Source organism: Pseudomonas sp. SWRI99, from assembly GCF_014270125.1.
Classification (GTDB): domain Bacteria; phylum Pseudomonadota; class Gammaproteobacteria; order Pseudomonadales; family Pseudomonadaceae; genus Aquipseudomonas; species Aquipseudomonas hamedanensis.
The window spans coordinates 113,005-128,801 of record NZ_JABWQR010000007.1 but is presented as its reverse complement, the minus strand read 5'-3'; the positions used below and the strand labels follow the sequence as shown (position 1 = coordinate 128,801).

Annotated in this window: 14 protein-coding genes and 2 pseudogenes; 10 read left to right on the top strand and 6 right to left on the bottom strand. The window is 60.7% G+C overall.

Annotated elements, in window-relative coordinates; genetic code table 11:
- Positions 1-12: 12 nt before the first annotated feature.
- Both HU743_RS08095 and HU743_RS08090 read left to right on the top strand, forming a co-directional pair.
- A complete protein-coding gene (locus tag HU743_RS08095; RefSeq protein WP_186648064.1) occupies positions 13-894 on the top strand; it encodes an ABC transporter permease subunit in 882 nt (293 codons plus the stop codon).
- A complete protein-coding gene (locus HU743_RS08090; protein ID WP_024014718.1) occupies positions 891-1,781 on the top strand; it encodes an ABC transporter permease subunit in 891 nt (296 codons plus the stop codon). Before HU743_RS08095 ends, HU743_RS08090 begins: the two co-directional genes overlap by 4 nt.
- A 140-nt stretch (positions 1,782-1,921) precedes the next feature.
- On the opposite strand, the pseudogene HU743_RS08085 reads toward HU743_RS08090, so the two are convergent.
- Positions 1,922-2,193: pseudogene (locus tag HU743_RS08085) on the bottom strand (phosphohydrolase); the annotation flags it as partial.
- A 342-nt stretch (positions 2,194-2,535) separates the two neighbouring features.
- Here HU743_RS08085 and HU743_RS08080 point away from each other — a divergent pair.
- A pseudogene (locus HU743_RS08080) lies at positions 2,536-3,256 on the top strand (helix-turn-helix domain-containing protein).
- Positions 3,257-3,387: 131 nt separating this feature from the next.
- Here the strand turns inward: HU743_RS08080 and HU743_RS08075 are convergent.
- Complete coding sequence (locus HU743_RS08075; RefSeq protein WP_186648010.1) at positions 3,388-5,799, bottom strand: penicillin acylase family protein; 2,412 nt, start codon at positions 5,797-5,799, stop codon at positions 3,388-3,390.
- 102 nt (positions 5,800-5,901) lie between these two features.
- Positions 5,902-6,480 carry a DUF6436 domain-containing protein gene (locus HU743_RS08070; protein ID WP_186631843.1) on the bottom strand — a complete coding sequence of 193 codons (579 nt, stop codon included), beginning with the start codon at positions 6,478-6,480 and terminating at the stop codon, positions 5,902-5,904.
- Positions 6,481-6,578: 98 nt separating this feature from the next.
- Here HU743_RS08070 and HU743_RS08065 point away from each other — a divergent pair, with 98 nt between their 5' ends.
- On the top strand, positions 6,579-7,526 hold the full coding sequence (locus tag HU743_RS08065) for an alpha/beta hydrolase (protein ID WP_186648008.1): 948 nt from the start codon (positions 6,579-6,581) through the stop codon (positions 7,524-7,526).
- A 129-nt stretch (positions 7,527-7,655) separates the two neighbouring features.
- Here the strand turns inward: HU743_RS08065 and HU743_RS08060 are convergent, their stop codons facing one another.
- The gene (locus HU743_RS08060) at positions 7,656-8,387 is read right to left on the bottom strand and encodes a DUF2059 domain-containing protein (RefSeq protein WP_186551255.1); all 732 of its coding nucleotides are present in this window, start codon (positions 8,385-8,387) and stop codon (positions 7,656-7,658) included.
- 108 nt (positions 8,388-8,495) lie between these two features.
- On the opposite strand from HU743_RS08060, the gene HU743_RS08055 reads away from it, so the two are divergent.
- Entirely contained in the window at positions 8,496-9,128 is a 633-nt protein-coding gene (locus tag HU743_RS08055; RefSeq protein ID WP_186551254.1) for a 2OG-Fe(II) oxygenase, read from the top strand.
- A 2-nt stretch (positions 9,129-9,130) separates the two neighbouring features.
- Complete coding sequence (locus tag HU743_RS08050; protein ID WP_186648007.1) at positions 9,131-9,616, top strand: DUF523 domain-containing protein; 486 nt, start codon at positions 9,131-9,133, stop codon at positions 9,614-9,616.
- Between the two features lie 117 nt (positions 9,617-9,733).
- Here HU743_RS08050 and HU743_RS08045 read toward each other — a convergent pair whose 3' ends face one another.
- Positions 9,734-10,303, bottom strand: coding sequence for a transporter substrate-binding domain-containing protein (locus HU743_RS08045; RefSeq protein ID WP_186648006.1), 570 nt, complete (start codon positions 10,301-10,303; stop codon positions 9,734-9,736).
- Between the two features lie 135 nt (positions 10,304-10,438).
- Between HU743_RS08045 and HU743_RS08040 the strand changes: the two genes are divergently transcribed.
- Positions 10,439-10,864, top strand: coding sequence for a DUF4399 domain-containing protein (locus HU743_RS08040; RefSeq protein WP_093097349.1), 426 nt, complete (start codon positions 10,439-10,441; stop codon positions 10,862-10,864).
- 118 nt (positions 10,865-10,982) lie between these two features.
- On the opposite strand, the gene serA is transcribed toward HU743_RS08040, so the two are convergent.
- Positions 10,983-12,212, bottom strand: coding sequence for a phosphoglycerate dehydrogenase (gene serA / locus HU743_RS08035; protein ID WP_186551251.1), 1,230 nt, complete (start codon positions 12,210-12,212; stop codon positions 10,983-10,985).
- A gap of 204 nt (positions 12,213-12,416) precedes the next feature.
- Here serA and HU743_RS08030 point away from each other — a divergent pair, with 204 nt between their 5' ends.
- From HU743_RS08030 to HU743_RS08020, 3 genes are all read left to right on the top strand, one after another.
- Positions 12,417-13,811, top strand: coding sequence for an FAD-binding oxidoreductase (locus HU743_RS08030; RefSeq protein ID WP_186551250.1), 1,395 nt, complete (start codon positions 12,417-12,419; stop codon positions 13,809-13,811).
- A 41-nt stretch (positions 13,812-13,852) separates the two neighbouring features.
- Positions 13,853-14,518 carry a fumarylacetoacetate hydrolase family protein gene (locus HU743_RS08025; RefSeq protein ID WP_186648005.1) on the top strand — a complete coding sequence of 222 codons (666 nt, stop codon included), beginning with the start codon at positions 13,853-13,855 and terminating at the stop codon, positions 14,516-14,518.
- A gap of 284 nt (positions 14,519-14,802) precedes the next feature.
- Complete coding sequence (locus tag HU743_RS08020; RefSeq protein ID WP_186648004.1) at positions 14,803-15,726, top strand: SdiA-regulated domain-containing protein; 924 nt, start codon at positions 14,803-14,805, stop codon at positions 15,724-15,726.
- The last annotated feature ends 71 nt before the right edge of the window (positions 15,727-15,797 follow it).

Genomic DNA, 15,797 nt, shown 5'->3' with positions numbered 1-15,797 from the left:
ATCAACCGAATCATCCCCAATGGCCGGCAGATGGTCATCGGGGTGCCGTTCATCTGGCTGTTCCTGTTCTTCATGCTGCCATTCTTCATCGTCCTGAAGATCAGCTTCGCCGAAGCCGATGTGGCGATCCCGCCGTACACCGAGATCTACACGTACGCCGAGCAGAAGCTGCAACTGCTGCTGAACCTGGGCAACTACGCGATGCTGGCGGGCGACGAGCTGTACATCGCCGCGTACCTCGGCTCGCTGAAAATGGCCTTTATCAGCACCGTGCTCTGTCTGTTGATTGGCTACCCGATGGCCTACGCCATCGCCAGCGCCCGCAAAGAGCTGCAAACGGTGCTGGTGCTGCTGATCATGATGCCGACCTGGACCGCGATCCTGATCCGCGTCTACGCGTGGATGGGCATTCTCAGCAACAACGGCCTGCTCAACGGTTTCCTCATGAGCATGGGCCTGATCGACGAACCGCTGCAGATTCTCAACACCAACCTCGCTGTGTATATCGGCGTGGTCTATTCGTACCTGCCGTTCATGATCCTGCCGCTGTACGCCAACCTGGTGAAGCACGACAACAGCTTGCTGGAAGCCGCTTCGGACCTGGGGTCGAGCACCTTCAACAGCTTCTGGAAAATCACCATTCCGCTGTCCAAGAACGGGATCATTGCCGGCTGCATGCTGGTGTTCATCCCGGTGGTCGGCGAATTCGTGATCCCGGAACTGCTCGGCGGTCCGGAAACCCTGATGATCGGCAAGGTGCTCTGGCAAGAATTCTTCAACAACCGTGACTGGCCGGTGGCGTCCGCGCTGGCGGTGGTGATGCTGGCGATCCTGATTGTGCCGATCATCCTGTTCAACCGCAGTCAGGCCAAGGAAATGGAGGGTAAAGAATGAAGCGCTTCCGTTTCTCCAGCCTGATGCTGGTACTGGGTTTGTTGTTCATCTATCTGCCGATGCTGATCCTGGTCATCTACTCGTTCAACGCCTCCAAACTGGTAACGGTGTGGGGCGGCTGGTCGATCAAGTGGTACGTCGGCCTGCTCGATAACTCGCAATTGATGGGCTCGGTGCTGCGCTCGCTGGAAATCGCCTGCTACACGGCGGTTGCCGCGGTGGCGCTGGGTACGCTGGCGGCATTCGTGCTGACGCGCATCACCCACTTCAAGGGCCGCACGCTGTTCGGCGGCCTGGTGACTGCGCCGCTGGTGATGCCGGAAGTGATCACTGGTCTGTCGCTGTTGCTGCTGTTCGTGGCGATGGCGCAGATGATCGGCTGGCCGCAGGAACGCGGCATCGTCACCATCTGGATCGCCCACACCACATTCTGTGCGGCGTATGTTGCGGTGGTGGTCTCGGCGCGTTTGCGTGAGTTGGACCTGTCGATCGAAGAAGCGGCAATGGACTTGGGCGCACGGCCGTGGAAGGTGTTCTTCCTGATCACCATCCCGATGATCGCACCGTCGCTGGCGGCGGGCGGGATGATGTCGTTCGCGCTGTCGCTGGATGACCTAGTGCTGGCGAGCTTCGTGTCCGGCCCGGGGTCGACGACCTTGCCGATGGAAGTGTTCTCGGCGGTGCGTCTGGGCGTGAAGCCGGAGATCAACGCCGTGGCCAGCCTGATACTGCTGGCGGTGTCGCTGGTGACCTTCCTGGTGTGGTTCTTCAGCCGCCGCGCCGAAGAAGCACGCAAAAAAGCCATCCAGCAAGCCATCGAAGAAAGCGCGGCCGATTCGTGGAAGCAACCGGACGCCCGCCGCGCGCCAGCGCCACAAACCGTATAAGCCGGTCGGGTTGGCCTCATTCCCGAGGTCAACCCAAATCCAAACTGTAGGAGTGAGCCTGCTCGCGATAGCGGTGTGTCAGCCAAGCATTATTCAGCTGACACGACGCCACCGCGAGCAGGCTCACTCCTACAGGGGATTTATGCAGTCCAGGGAGAATTGCGGATGACCTCGACAAAGTTCATCGGCCTGAACCCCGGCTCCTGATCCACCAGCACATCAGTCTTCACGTTGCCAAACGTGGTCTGCGGACGATGGCGCAAGCCGTCGGCAAACGCGCAGATGATGCATTCCTTGAAACCCTCTCCGCGTGGATGCGCTGCACCACGGCTTCGCGCTGCACGCTGCTGAACGCGGCGTAATCGATGCCCAGCACATCCATCTCCACACCGGCAGTGACCAGCGCCACGGTCGCGGGATTTTGATGCCGGCGGTGGTGCTGGTCATTTTGGTTTTCCTCAGCGAAACGCCGTTGTGGCGTTGATGGGGAAAGCCTGTTCTCAGGCCTGGAGCCGGACAATTGCACCGTGGCTGCGATCCTTGCCAATCCACCTGCAAATCATGCCAACTGACCTTTTGGGAATCGACTGCGATCCAATGTGGCGAGGGAGCTTGCTCCCGCTGGGCTGCATGGCAGCCCCAAGACAGTCGATGCGGTTTTGCCAGACAGACCGCGTAGCCGGATTTACGACTGCTGCGCAGCCGAACGGGAGCAAGCTCCCTCGCCACAGGTTCAGAGGAGATCTCGAGGGAGATGAACAAATCCGTCGCCATCGTCGTATTCCCCGGCGTGCAATCGCTGGACGTCAGCGGCCCCATGGATGTGTTTGCCGAGGCCAACCGTTTCCTCGCAGCGCAGGATCACTATGCTGGAGCGGCGCACAGTCACCACCCATTGGAACGATGCCGAGGCCTTGTCGCGACTATGTCCGACGACGCGGGTTGAGGCGGATCGTCTGTATGTCGAGGACGACACCCTCTACACCTCGGCCGGGGTCACGGCGGGCATCGACCTGTCGCTCTACCTGCTGGCGCGTGACCATGGCGCCGAGGTCGCGCTGAACGTGGCGAAACGCCTGGTGGTGTTCACCCAGCGCTCGGGCGGGCAATCGCAGTTCAGTCCTTTCCTCACGCCACATGCCGAACCGACGTCGGCGGTGGCGATGGTGCAGCTGTACGTATTGGCCAATCTCACCGGGGATCTGACGATTGCCGATCTGGCCCGTGCGGCCAACATGAGTGCGCGGAATTTTTCCCGGGTGTTCACGCGAGAGGCCAAGATAACGCCTGCGGAGTTTGTCGAACGGGCGCGCGTGGATGCGGCGCGGGTGATGCTCGAAAGCACAGCGGCACCGCTGAAAACCGTGGCGTACCAGTGCGGGTTTCGCGATGCGCAACATATGCGCAGCGTGTTCAACCGACGGCTGGGCGTGACGCCGCAGCAGTTTCGGCTGAATTTTGCCGTGATCCTCTGAGACGAGTATCGACTGGAAGGGCCGCATCGCGAGCAGGCTCACTCCTACAATTAACCGCGTTTTTCCTGAAGGAATTCGATCAATGTAGGAGTGAGCCTGCTCGCGATGGGACCTGCCAATCCAGCCGAGATTTATTGCGCAGCGCGCGCCGGTAACAGCCTCAACGTACTGCGCGTATTCGCCAGCACCTCTTCTTCACTGAAATGCGCCTGCACATAAATCCCCTCGATATACGCTTCAGCCTGGTCGTCATAGTGCCGGTCAAACGGCACACCACTCTGGCCGACCGGGTTGATGGTCAAGCCATGCGCCGGATCGGCAAAATCCACCAGCCGCCGTGTCGACGGCCCGTAAGTCACCGGCCATGGTGCCGGGCCGATTTTCGCCGAGAGGTTGTTGGGTACTTCATGACTGCCCGGTGCCGCGAACGGGCCGACATTGAACAGGCGATCCAGCGGCTTCTGCTGCCCCAGCGGATGGCCGTGGGTCAAAGTGTGCGCCGCGCCCCACTGCCAGCCCGCCACATCGTCGCCAAGCATCAGCTTGAGATGCGCCATGCTCGCCGCCCATGCGGTGCGCACGACATCGGCGCGGCTCTCTTTGGCCGGCGTGCTGCGATTGTCCCACCACGCTGAATCGACATTCGCCGCCAGTCGCGGCAGTGCGGAATCGACCACCCGCGTCGACAACAGCGTCTCGAAGAAGGCATTGCCCAACTCATCGCGCATGGCCGCATCGGCGAGGTCGTAGAGGAACTGGTTGAACACCGTCGCCGTGACCGAGTCCAGCGGGTAGTCGCCAGGCCACTGCGCCAGTTGCTCGACCAGCTTCAGTTGCGCCGGATCACTCACCACCTCACGCAACACCGGCAATAGCGGTTTCAACAGTCGCGGCCCGTAAGCGGTCGCTGTGCCCAACTGCAATTTCTGATTGGCCTCGTTGCTCCACTTCACGCGGTTGTCGCTGAGCTGGAGATCGAGCTGCCGGCCGCGATCGGCGAGGTTGTAGTAACCGGGAATTTCCATCCCCGTCGGCGAGACGGGCTGGAAGTTGGCCGAAACGATATAGCCGCGCGCCGGATTTTCTTCCTGCGGATTGGCGCTGAACGGGTAGTAGCCGTCCTTGTCCGCCTCAGGCGTGCTGCCGTCAAGAATGAACCCCGGTTTTACCCCGGCCGGACGCTTGGGCAGCAAGGCCGAGGCCCACCAGGCGATGTCGCCCTTGGCGTTGGCGTAGACCAGATTCAGACCCGGCGCCTGCACCTTGGCCGCCGCAGTGCGTGCCTTGGCCAGGGTGTCGGCGCGGTTGAGCTGATAGAAGCCTTCAAGAATCGGGTTCGGCGTTTCGAGGAAGGCCCACCACATCGCAATCGGTGTTTTTCCGGCAGCGCTGCCGAGGGCATCGTTGACGATCGGCCCATGCGGCGACTGGCGCAAGGTGATGGTCACGGGCGCCTGGCCTTTCACATTGATCTGCTGCTCGGTGACGACCATGTCGGTCCACTGGCCGCGATACCAGACCTGATCGGGGTTGTCCGGGTTGACCTTCTCGGCGATCAGATCCAGGTCATCGTTCTGGAACATGGTCAGGCTCCAGCCGAAATCCAGGTTGTGTCCCAGAAACGCAAACGGCACCAGTGCCTGATGATGTCCGTACAGTTCGAAGCCCGGCGCCGACAACTGCGCCTCGTACCACACCGACGGCACCGAGAAACGAATGTGCGGATCGCCGGCCAACAGCGGCTTGCCACTCTGGCTGCGGCTGCCGGCGATGACCCAGGCGTTGCTGCCTTCGAACTGCGGCAGGCCGTTGTCAATCAGTGCCTGCTCGCTGAGGCGGGCGAGGGTGTTGAGGTCTTGCCAGTCGCCAGCGGCGAGAGCTGGTTTGTGCTTGGCGTGATCGGTGGCCAGAACGCCTTTGGCTTGCCAGTCGAGATCGAAGACATTCAGGTAGTCGGCGCCGAGCTGATCGCGCACGTAGGTCAGCAGCGGCTCGGTGCGAAACGCGGCGGCAAAACTATAGGCCATGTACCCAGCGACGCTGATGCTGTCCTCGGCAGTGAACGGCTGCTTGGGGATGCCCAGCACGTCGAACTCGATCGGCGCGGTGTGGGTGTCCTGATATTGGTTGATGCCATCCAGATACGCTTGCAGGCCCTTCCACGCCGGCGACTGCTTGTCGAGGCTGGCGACGTAACTGGTCGCACGTTCGCGGATGCGCAGGCTGCGGAACAGCTTGTCGGTGTCGAGCAGTTTCGGTCCCAGCACTTCGGCCAGCTCACCCCGGGCGAGACGGCGCATGGCTTCCATCTGGAACAACCGGTCCTGAGCGTGCACATAACCGAGGGCGCGATACAGGTCGGTTTCGTTCTCGGCGCGAATATGCGGCACACCGCGCTCGTCGTAACGCACGGTCACCGAGCCTTGCAGGTTGCGCAGTTCGACCTGGCCCTGACGTGTCGGTTGTTTGCTGTAGACGTACCCGCCGGCGGCGCAGAGCAGGACAACGATGAGCAAGGCAACAACGATCAACGCGCGCTTCATGGTGACTCCTTGTGCAGGCGAGTGGGCCGCCCGTCGGGCTGCAAACATTTAGCACAGAGCATCTGTGCGGTGCAGCGCTGTCCTTGAAAAGTCCGGAATGCCTTACTTCGTCTCAACCGGCCACGGGCAATAACACCCCACCGCCAAGGTATGCGTGGCATCGACCGGGCGATCTTCCGTCAGGGCATGCAGGATCGGTTCGATAAAACTATTGCTGGAGTTGCAGGTCAGGCCTTCGCTGTACGGGCCAAAGTAGGCCAGTTTGCCGCTGCGGTCCCAAATCGCCACGGCGGGGCTGGCGGGGATCTGTTCGGAACCGGGCAGGACGATGATGCTTTTCAGGCTGGCGAGGGTGGCGGGCAACTGGCCATGGCTGCCGGGCCTTTGCACGGCGAAAAACTCCACGCCGCGGGCGCCGAACTGTTCGACCATTTCGGTCAGGTGCTGCTGATTGCCGACATTGCACGGGCACGCCGGGTCCCAGAAGTGCACCAGACGAATATTGCCCGGCCCGGCGAGGTTGTCCGGCAGACGCAGCGGATCGCCGGAAAATACGGCGGTGTGTTCGCTGAACGCACGCAGATAACGCCCCTGAAACCAGTCATATGCCGCCCACAGCACCCCGGCGCAGATCAGCGCGAGCAGGCTGGCGAACAGTGCGGTGCGGTAGGGCGAACGCATGGATTTGAGTCCTCAGAGGCGGGCTAGCTTGCCATGCTTGCCGCGACAGATGAATATCGCAGGCCGATAAAGTCTGTTTACCGCTTTGGAATGACCGCATGCCTGATACTTTCGACCCCGATCATTTACGCGCGAGCCTCAAGCCCTTGGCCGAGTGGCAGCCGTTATCGGACGAGGCCAAGGCTTATCAGCGCTTCTACAAAACCGACTTTGCCGAGCGCGATGTCTGGCGCGGCATGGGCCGTTTCGAGGTCGATGGCTACGAGCTGGTCAGCCATTGCTGGTGGCCGGAGAAGGTCAAGGGCACGCTGTTTCTGTTGCACGGTTACTACGATCACGTCGGGCTGTATCGGCATGTGATCGAGTGGGCGCTGGACCAGGATTTTGCCGTGATCGCCTGCGACTTGCCGGGGCATGGTCTGTCGAGCGGGCCACGGGCGAGCATTCGTGATTTCGCTGAATATCAGCACATGCTGCAAGCGCTGTTCGCCGAAGCCAATACGATCGCGCTGCCACAGCCGTGGCATTTGTGCGGGCAGAGCACTGGTGGCGCGATTGTCGTCGATCACCTGCTCAACCATGGCGAGCACAGTCCGGCGCAGGGCCAGGTGATTTTGCTGGCGCCGCTGGTGCGGCCAAGAGCGTGGGGCTGGTCGCAGCTGAGCTATTACCTGCTGCGGCCCTTTGTCCGAGGCGTCGCGCGGCGCTTCAGCGAGAACTCCAACGATCCGGACTTCTTGCCATTTTTGCAGGCCGATCCGTTACAGCCCCGGCGCCTGCCGACGCAATGGGTAGGCGCGCTGTCGCGCTGGATCATTCGCGTCGAGCACGCCAGAAAAAGTCCGCGACGGCCGCTGATCATTCAGGGGCAGGCGGACATGACCGTGGACTGGCAGCACAATCTGCAGGTATTGAAATGGAAGTTCGACCGGCCGCAGATTCTGCTGCTGGCTGAGGCGCGCCATCATCTGGCCAATGAGACGGCGGAGATGCGCGAGGAGTATTTCGAGTTCTTGAGCAAGCGGATCAGGGGCCGGAATCTCTAGCGAATGTGAGGGCCCCATCGCTGGCAAGCCAGCTCCCACAGGGTTTTGCATTGATCAAAATCTATGGAGCGCCCCAGAAACTTGTGGGAGCTGGCTTGCCAGCGATGGCGGTCTGTCAGGCGATGAAGATCATTGCCCGACCGCCAACCCCGCCCGAATCGCCGCCAATGCCGCCTGATAGTAAGCCTTGCCCTCGGTCGACTCGGCAAACGTCGCAAACTCTTCCAGCTCTTCATCCGACAAGTCGCGATAGACATAGAGCAGGGTGTTGTTCAAATCGGCGCCAATCTGATCCATCAGGCGCTGACGCTGACCATTCAACATGCCCTGGGCCTGACCGCCGCCGAGCAACCCCGGAATCATCGAACTCAAACTGTCCGCCGCAACGCCGGCAATCGCCAGGCTGACTTCGGCGCCAGCCTCGCGCGCGGGCAGCGCCTGGGCGAGGTGGCCGATAATCAGCAGACGCGTGTCGCTGGCCTGCATTTTCGGCAGGCCCTTGGCATTTTTCGCCAATTGATCGCGGCGGGTCGCGAGCAGTTCGGCGGCGACGATTTTCTTGCCCAGCGGTGACTGAAAGAACGCCAGCGCCGGCTTCGGGTCGGCGAGTTTCTGCCGCAGTTGCGCTTCGGCACGTTGATCCATGGCCTGGGGCGCGAAGCGCTGATTGCTATTGTTCACCAGTGCCTGAAACACTGCCGGCGGCAGGCTGTTCTGATAGCGCTGCTGGGCGGCGCTCAGGGCGTCGTTGAAATGCGCGCGTTGTTCTGGCCAGCCGGCGACCTTGTAGAGCTGATCGTGGCCGTCCGCCCAGGCAGGCAAAACGCAGAACATCAACAGTGAAAAAAGCAAACGGCGCATAGGGACTCCTGTCAGCAGCCGACTATTCTCCGTGCGGTGCCGGTACTTGTCGAGAATTCGTATCAAGGCGCCGCGCGGCTCTGTCGGATTTGGTGCCGCCGGCATACTATGCGCGCCATGCCGATATCCTCTGAACACCCGCTGCTGTTACGTATTGTCGACGACCTGGCCGAACACGGCTGGTCGCAGCAGAACATTTTCCTGCCTGCCGGTTTGACCGGCGAGCTGGCGGCCGAGTGCCGTCAACGTGAAGCCGAGGGTGAACTGGCGCCGGCGGCGGTCGGCCGCGGGCCGTTTTCAGAGATTCGCGAGGGCATTCGTGGCGACCACATTCAGTGGATCGACCCGGGCCAGGCCGAGGCCACTGACCGTTATCTGAGCCTGATGGACAGCCTGCGCGAAGCGCTCAATCGCGGCCTGTTTTTGGGCCTTGAAGACTTCGAATGCCATTTCGCCCTGTACCCACCCGGCGCGTTTTATCGCAAGCACGTCGACCGCTTCCGCGATGACGACCGGCGCATGGTCTCGGCGGTGATTTACCTCAACGAGGCGTGGCTGCCGGAGGATGGCGGTCAGTTGCGCATGTACCTCAAGGACGGACGCGTGCACGACGTGCAGCCGACCGGCGGCTGTCTGGTGGTGTTTCTTTCCGGCGAAGTGCCCCACGAAGTGCTGCCGGCCAACCGCGAGCGGCTGTCGCTGACCGGATGGTTCCGTCGCCGTGGCAACGAGCCGTTTTGAGCATGGACAAGATTCTGGTCAGTCGTTGCCTGTTGGGCCATCGCGTGCGTTATGACGGTGGCGCCAGTGGGCCGTTCGATCAACTTGAACAATGGATTGCCGAAGGACGCGTAGTGCCGCTGTGTCCTGAGGTGGCGGGTGGTTTGCCGACGCCGAGGGCCGCGGCGGAGATTCCCGGCGGGCAGGGCGCAGAGGTGCTTGATGGCGTGGCCGCAGTGATCACCACCGATGGCGAGGATGTCAGCGCGCAGTTTCTCGACGGTGCGCGGCAAGCACTAGAGTTGGTGCAAAAGCACGGTATTCGGGTGGCGGTGCTCAAGGCCAACAGTCCCTCTTGCGGGAATTTGCTGACTTACGATGGCACATTCAGCGGAGTGAAAGTCTCCGGCGAAGGCGTAACGGCTGCGCTGCTCAAGCGTCATGGGGTTCAGGTGTTCAGTGAGCTTGAGCTGTCGCAAGCCGCGCAGGCCCTGGCAGCCCTCATCTAAAGGATCGCCGAAAATCCCGTGTAGGAGTGAGCCTGCTCGCGATAGCGGTGTGTCAGTCAATGATTATCGAACGACATACCGCATTCGCGAGCAAGCCCGCTCCCAGAGGTTCTGTGTTTACCGGGGGGCGGTGAGCCACTTCTCGGTCAGCGCATCGAGCCGCCCATCGGCCTTGATCCGCTGCATCGCACTCTCAAGGCTGGCCTGAAACGCCGGGTTGCCCTTCTGAAACGGAATCGCCAGTTCCACCGACTGCGGCGCTTTCGGCTTTTCTTCGGTCAACGCCTGCACCAGCACCATCGGCCGGCGTGTCTCGTCTTTCTTCGCCAGCAGTTGCCCATCGACCTCGCCGTACGGTGTGCTGACGTCGAAACGTTCCTTGAGTTCGGGTGTCAGTGCTATGTGATTGAGCGCGACGTCGTACTTGCCACTTTCAACGCCCTGGAGCAGATCGGCCTCGTCGGTGACGATGAAGTCGGCGCGCACATCCAGCTCCCGGGCCAGGAGTTGCCCCAGCTCGACCTCGAACCCCGTGAGTGTGTCGCCTTCCTTGTAATTGAACGGCGGTGTATTAGCCTCAAGGGCTATGCGCAACTCGCCACGGTCGTTGACGTCATCAATCAGTTCGGCGTGAGCCAAGTGGCTCAGAAGGGGTAGCAGGCAGATCAGGCCAGGCAGAAAACGCATGGTCACTCCTTTGAAATCATTATCGCGACGCTCTGATTCAGGCTCGCTTTGCTATGGTTGTCGAGTGCCTTCGACAACGAATGGTCATGAAGTTGTCATGACCGTGCGGATTTTACGGAAAAACTGGAGAAGAAAATGAAAAGCTTTATGTCACGTGCAGCGTTGGCCGGTGTGCTGATGGGTGTTTCGGTGCTGGCCAGTGCGGCAACGCCGGCGCCCAAGGATGCTGAAGTGTTCATCGTTTCTCCCGAGGACGGGGCCACCGTCTCGCAGGAATTCAAGGTCAAGTTCGGCGTCAAGAACATCGCGCTGGCCCCGGCGGGTGACGTCACCAAAAACACCGGCCACCATCACCTGCTGATCGACGTCGACGACCTGCCGGCCGAAGGCGCGCCGATCCCGACTGACGCCCACCACATGCATTTCGGCAAGGCGCAGACCGAAGCCACGATCAAACTGGCCCCGGGCAAGCACACCTTGCAGCTGATTCTCGGCGACAGCGGCCACATGCCGTTCGACCCATCGATCGTTTCGGAAAAAATCACCGTAAACGTGAAATAAAAAAAGGGAGTCCTTCGGGACTCCCTTTTTTACAGCTGCAAGCTTCAAGCTGAAAGCCTCAAGTTAAAGCAAAAGCGAACATCACTTGCCGCTTGTAGCTTGAGGCTTGTAGCTGTTCTTAAAAAAGAACCCGGCTACGGATAGTACCGTTGACGTGTTGCAGCTTCTCTTGCGCCAGCTCCGAGTATTCGGCGTCGACGTCGATGACCACGTAGCCAACCTTCTCGTTGGTCTGCAGGAACTGACCGGAGATGTTGATGCCGTTTTCGGCGAAGACCTTGTTGATCTCGCTCATCACACCCGGGATGTTCTCGTGGATGTGCAGCAGGCGGTGCTTGCCAGGGTGAGCCGGCAGGGCCACTTCCGGGAAGTTCACCGACGAGACGGAGGTACCGTTGTCGCTGTACTTGACCAGTTTTTCCGCCACTTCCAGACCGATGTTGGCTTGCGCTTCGGCGGTCGAGCCACCGATGTGCGGGGTCAGGATCACGTTGTCGAGGCCACGCAGCGGGCTTTCGAACTCTTCGTCGTTGGAGCGTGGCTCCACCGGGAACACGTCGATGGCCGCGCCGATCAGGTGCTTGTCCTTGATCGCGTCCGCCAGGGCGTCCAGCTCGACCACGGTGCCGCGTGCGGCGTTGATCAGGATGCCGCCCTTCTTGATGGCGCGGATTTCCTTCTCACCGATCATCCACTGGGTCGCCGCAGTTTCAGGAACGTGAAGGGTGACGATGTCGGACATGCCCAGCAGCTCGTGCAGGTTGTTGACCTGCGTGGCGTTGCCCAGCGGCAGCTTGGTCACGGTGTCGTAGAAGAACACCTGCATGCCCAGGCCTTCAGCCAGAACCGACAGCTGCGTGCCGATCGAGCCGTAGCCGACGATGCCCAGCTTCTTGCCACGGATCTCGAAGGAGTTGGCTGCGGATTTGATCCAGCCGCCACGGTGGCAGGACGCGTTTTTCTCAGGGATGCCGCGCAACAGCAGGATCGCTTCGGCCAGCACCAGCTCGGCCACGGAGCGGGTGTTGGAGTACGGCGCGTTGAACACGGCGATACCGCGCTCGCGGGCCGCACCGAGGTCAACCTGGTTGGTGCCGATGCAGAAACAGCCGACCGCGACCAGCTTCTTCGCGTGATCGAAGATCTCTTCGGTCAGTTGCGTGCGCGAGCGAATGCCGATGAAGTGAGCGTCCGCGATCTTTTCCTTGAGCTGGGCGTCCGGCAGAGAACTGGTGTGGTACTCGATGCTGGTGTAGCCCGCCGCCTTGAGGACGTCGACAGCCGATTGGTGGACGCCTTCGAGAAGAAGGAACTTGATCTTGCTCTTATCGAGAGAAGTCTTGCTCATCTGCGTAAACCTGTATCCCGGAGAAAAATGGCAGGAGATAGCCAGCAGACGCTGACCCGGACGACAAGAATGCCGTCACCGCGGATCAGGCCTTGGGCACTGTCCTGCGGGGTCGGTATGCTAGCATAGCCACCCCGCTAAACACTCATTCCTGCGACGTGAAGCGTTCTCAGGATGACCATGAATTGTTCGAGAGTTCTGTCGATGACCAATCCTGCGCTGATTGATGAACTGAAGTCCCTGGTCGAAGCTGGCAAGGTCTTGACTGACGCCGACTCCCTGAACGCATACGGCAAGGATTGGACCAGGCATTTTGCTCCGGCGCCGAGCGCCATTGTGTTTCCCAAGACCATCGAACAAGTCCAGGCCGTGGTCCGCTGGGCCAACGCGCGCAAGGTCGCGCTGGTGCCGTCGGGCGGACGCACCGGGCTGTCTGCCGCTGCGGTGGCGGCCAACGGCGAAGTGGTTGTCTCGTTCGATTACATGAACCAGATCCTCGACGTGAACCTCACCGACCGCACCGCCGTGTGCCAGCCGGGCGTAGTCACTGAACATCTGCAGAATGTCGCCGAAGAAAATGGCTTGTATTACCCGGTCGACTTCGCGTCGGCGGGTTCCAGCCAGATTGGCGGCAACATCGGCACCAATGCCGGCGGAATCAAGGTGATTCGCTACGGCATGACCCGTAACTGGGTGGCCGGCATGAAAGTCGTCACAGGCAAGGGCGACGTGCTCGAACTGAACAAGGACCTGATCAAGAACGCCACCGGTTACGACCTGCGACAGCTGTTCATCGGCGCCGAAGGCACCTTGGGTTTCGTCGTCGAAGCGACCATGCGCCTGGACCGCGCGCCGAAAAACCTCACCGCCATGGTCCTCGGTACCGCCGATTTCGATTCGATCATGCCGGTGCTGCACGCCTTTCAGGGCAAGCTTGATCTGACTGCGTTCGAATTTTTCTCCGACAAGGCCCTGGCCAAAGTGCTCGGCCGTGGCGACGTACCGGCCCCGTTCGGCACCGAGTGCCCGTTCTACGCCCTGCTGGAATTTGAAGCGACCACTGAAGAAGTGGCCAACAGCGCGCTGGAAACCTTCGAACATTGCGTCGAGCAGGGCTGGGTGCTGGACGGCGTGATGAGCCAGAGCGAAACCCAGTTGCAGAACCTGTGGAAACTGCGCGAATACATCTCCGAGACCATTTCGCACTGGACCCCTTACAAGAACGACATCTCGGTGACGGTCTCGAAAGTGCCAGCCTTCCTGCGGGAAATCGATGCGATTGTCGGCGAGCACTACCCGGACTTCGAAATCGTCTGGTTCGGCCACATCGGCGATGGCAACCTGCACCTGAACATTCTCAAGCCGGAAAACCTCAGCAAGGACGAGTTCTTCGCCAAGTGCGCGACCGTCAACAAGTGGGTGTTCGAAACCGTGGAGAAGTACAACGGTTCGATTTCCGCCGAGCATGGCGTCGGCATGACCAAGCGCGATTACTTGACCTACAGCCGCTCGCCGGTCGAAATCGAATACATGAAAGCGGTCAAGGCAGTGTTCGACCCGAACGGCATCATGAACCCGGGCAAGATCTTTGCGGTTTGATCGGTAATCTCTGTTGAATCAATGAAGGCAGGAGTCGGTAAATGAGCTATCAGCACCAGTACGTCGACGGCACGCGCATTCACTTCCCGATCGGGAAAGTCGTGTGCATTGGCCGCAATTACGCCGAACACGCCAAGGAATTGGACAACCCGGTCCCGACCGAGCCGCTGCTGTTCATCAAGCCGGGCAGTTGCGTGGTGCCGCTGGAAGGCGGGTTCAGCATTCCGACCGAGCGCGGCTCGGTGCACTACGAGGCGGAGATCGCCGTGTTGATCGGCAAGCCGCTGTCGACCAAGCCGAGCCGCGAAGAAGTCCTCGACGCCATTTCCGGTTTCGCCCCGGCGCTGGACCTGACCCTGCGCGACAAGCAGGCCGAGCTGAAAGCCAAGGGCCTGCCGTGGGAAATCGCCAAATCGTTCGACGGCGCAGCGGTACTCGCCCCGTTTGTGGTGGGCAGCACCTTTGCCGACCTGACCGACATTGGCATTCGCCTGACCATCAATGGCGAAGTGCGCCAGGACGGTAACAGCAGCGCGATGCTCAACCCGATCGTGCCGATGATCCAGCACATGGCCGGCTGTTTCTCGCTGCAGGCCGGTGACGTGATCCTGACCGGCACGCCGGTGGGTGTCGGGCCGCTGAACGTCGGCGATGAGATCGTCCTCGAACTCCCGGGCGCGAGCCGCTTTACCAGCAGCGTGCGCTAACTCGCGGATCCGTGGCGAGGGAGCTTGCTCCCGCTGGACTGCGCAGCAGGCCCCCTGCTGTTTCATTAAAAGCGGGGCCGCTTCGCGCCCCAGCGGGAGCAAGCTCCCTCGCCACAATTGTCCCTTTCACCTTTGTTGTGTGTTGTGGCCCACAAACCAACACGCCAATCCCGCCATTTCCCGTTTTTTTCACATCCTCTTTGGATAATTTCCGCCATTCTGGCGTCTGAGCCGGCCTCTTTGTGCTATTACCCTTAGCCTGAATTTTCGGAACGCGTCCCTTGATGTCCTCTCAAACTCAGCAGAAACCCACACGTCGCTCCCGTTTCGCCCTGCGCTGGTACGCCTGGCTGTTATTGATCATCGCTGCGGCCTATGGGCTGGCGTTCGCCATGCACTGGGACGATCGCGGCGTGCTCTGGGTGCTGGAACGCTTCGAGAGCAAGGCCGAGCAGAAGGAGAGCGTCTGGCTGCCGGACTACCAAGTGGTGATCGATGCCAAGCCGCTGCCGGGCATGGAGAAAGACGAAGCTTCGGACCTGGCCTACAACCCGCAGACCAGAACCCTGTTTTCAGTGATGGGCAAAAATCCGTTTCTCGCCGAACTCAGCCTGCAAGGCGAGGTGCTGCGCAAAATGCCGCTGGTGGGCTGGAGCAATCCGGAAGGCCTGACGGTAATGGAGAACGGTCTGCTGGCGATCGTCGATGAGCGTCAACACACGCTGTCGATCGTCAAGGTCGATGCCGCGACTCGCGAGCTGAACATCGCCGACTTCCCCAAATACGACCTCGGCCCGTCGAAAGACCAGAACAAAGCCTTCGAAGCCATCGCTTGGGATCCGCGCAATCAGCAACTGGTGCTGGGTGAAGAGCGGCCGCCGGCGCTGTTCACCTGGAAAAGCGATGGCAGCCAGACGTTGACGGGGGACAAGCAGAAACTGCCCAGCGATGAGTTGGATATCCGCAATCTTTCGGCGTTGGCCGTCGATCCGCGCACCGGCCATTGGCTGGTGTTGTCCGCCGACTCGCACTTGTTGCTGGAATTGGACGAGACCGGTGAGCAAGTCAGCTTCATGACCCTGCTCGGCAATTTCAACGGTTTGAAAGGCACCATCCCCCGCGCCGAAGGCGTGACCATGGACGAGGCCGGCACCCTGTACATCGTCAGTGAGCCGAACCTGTTCTACCGTTTCGAAAAGCACAAGTAACTTTCCCTACAACAATCGCGGAATTGTGCGGTTGTCGTGGCAGGCAAGTGGCCATTAAGCTTCAATTCAGA

Coding starts and splice junctions, on each gene's coding strand:
- HU743_RS08025 (WP_186648005.1), top strand. CDS start 13,853: ATGAGCTATCAGCACCAGTACGTCGACGGCACGCGCATTCACTTCCCG.
- HU743_RS08050 (WP_186648007.1), top strand. CDS start 9,131: ATGGACAAGATTCTGGTCAGTCGTTGCCTGTTGGGCCATCGCGTGCGT.
- HU743_RS08055 (WP_186551254.1), top strand. CDS start 8,496: ATGCGCGCCATGCCGATATCCTCTGAACACCCGCTGCTGTTACGTATT.
- HU743_RS08075 (WP_186648010.1), bottom strand. CDS start 5,799: ATGAAGCGCGCGTTGATCGTTGTTGCCTTGCTCATCGTTGTCCTGCTC.
- HU743_RS08045 (WP_186648006.1), bottom strand. CDS start 10,303: ATGCGTTTTCTGCCTGGCCTGATCTGCCTGCTACCCCTTCTGAGCCAC.
- HU743_RS08020 (WP_186648004.1), top strand. CDS start 14,803: ATGTCCTCTCAAACTCAGCAGAAACCCACACGTCGCTCCCGTTTCGCC.
- HU743_RS08070 (WP_186631843.1), bottom strand. CDS start 6,480: ATGCGTTCGCCCTACCGCACCGCACTGTTCGCCAGCCTGCTCGCGCTG.
- HU743_RS08030 (WP_186551250.1), top strand. CDS start 12,417: ATGACCAATCCTGCGCTGATTGATGAACTGAAGTCCCTGGTCGAAGCT.
- HU743_RS08040 (WP_093097349.1), top strand. CDS start 10,439: ATGAAAAGCTTTATGTCACGTGCAGCGTTGGCCGGTGTGCTGATGGGT.
- HU743_RS08065 (WP_186648008.1), top strand. CDS start 6,579: ATGCCTGATACTTTCGACCCCGATCATTTACGCGCGAGCCTCAAGCCC.
- HU743_RS08060 (WP_186551255.1), bottom strand. CDS start 8,387: ATGCGCCGTTTGCTTTTTTCACTGTTGATGTTCTGCGTTTTGCCTGCC.
- HU743_RS08090 (WP_024014718.1), top strand. CDS start 891: ATGAAGCGCTTCCGTTTCTCCAGCCTGATGCTGGTACTGGGTTTGTTG.
- serA (WP_186551251.1), bottom strand. CDS start 12,212: ATGAGCAAGACTTCTCTCGATAAGAGCAAGATCAAGTTCCTTCTTCTC.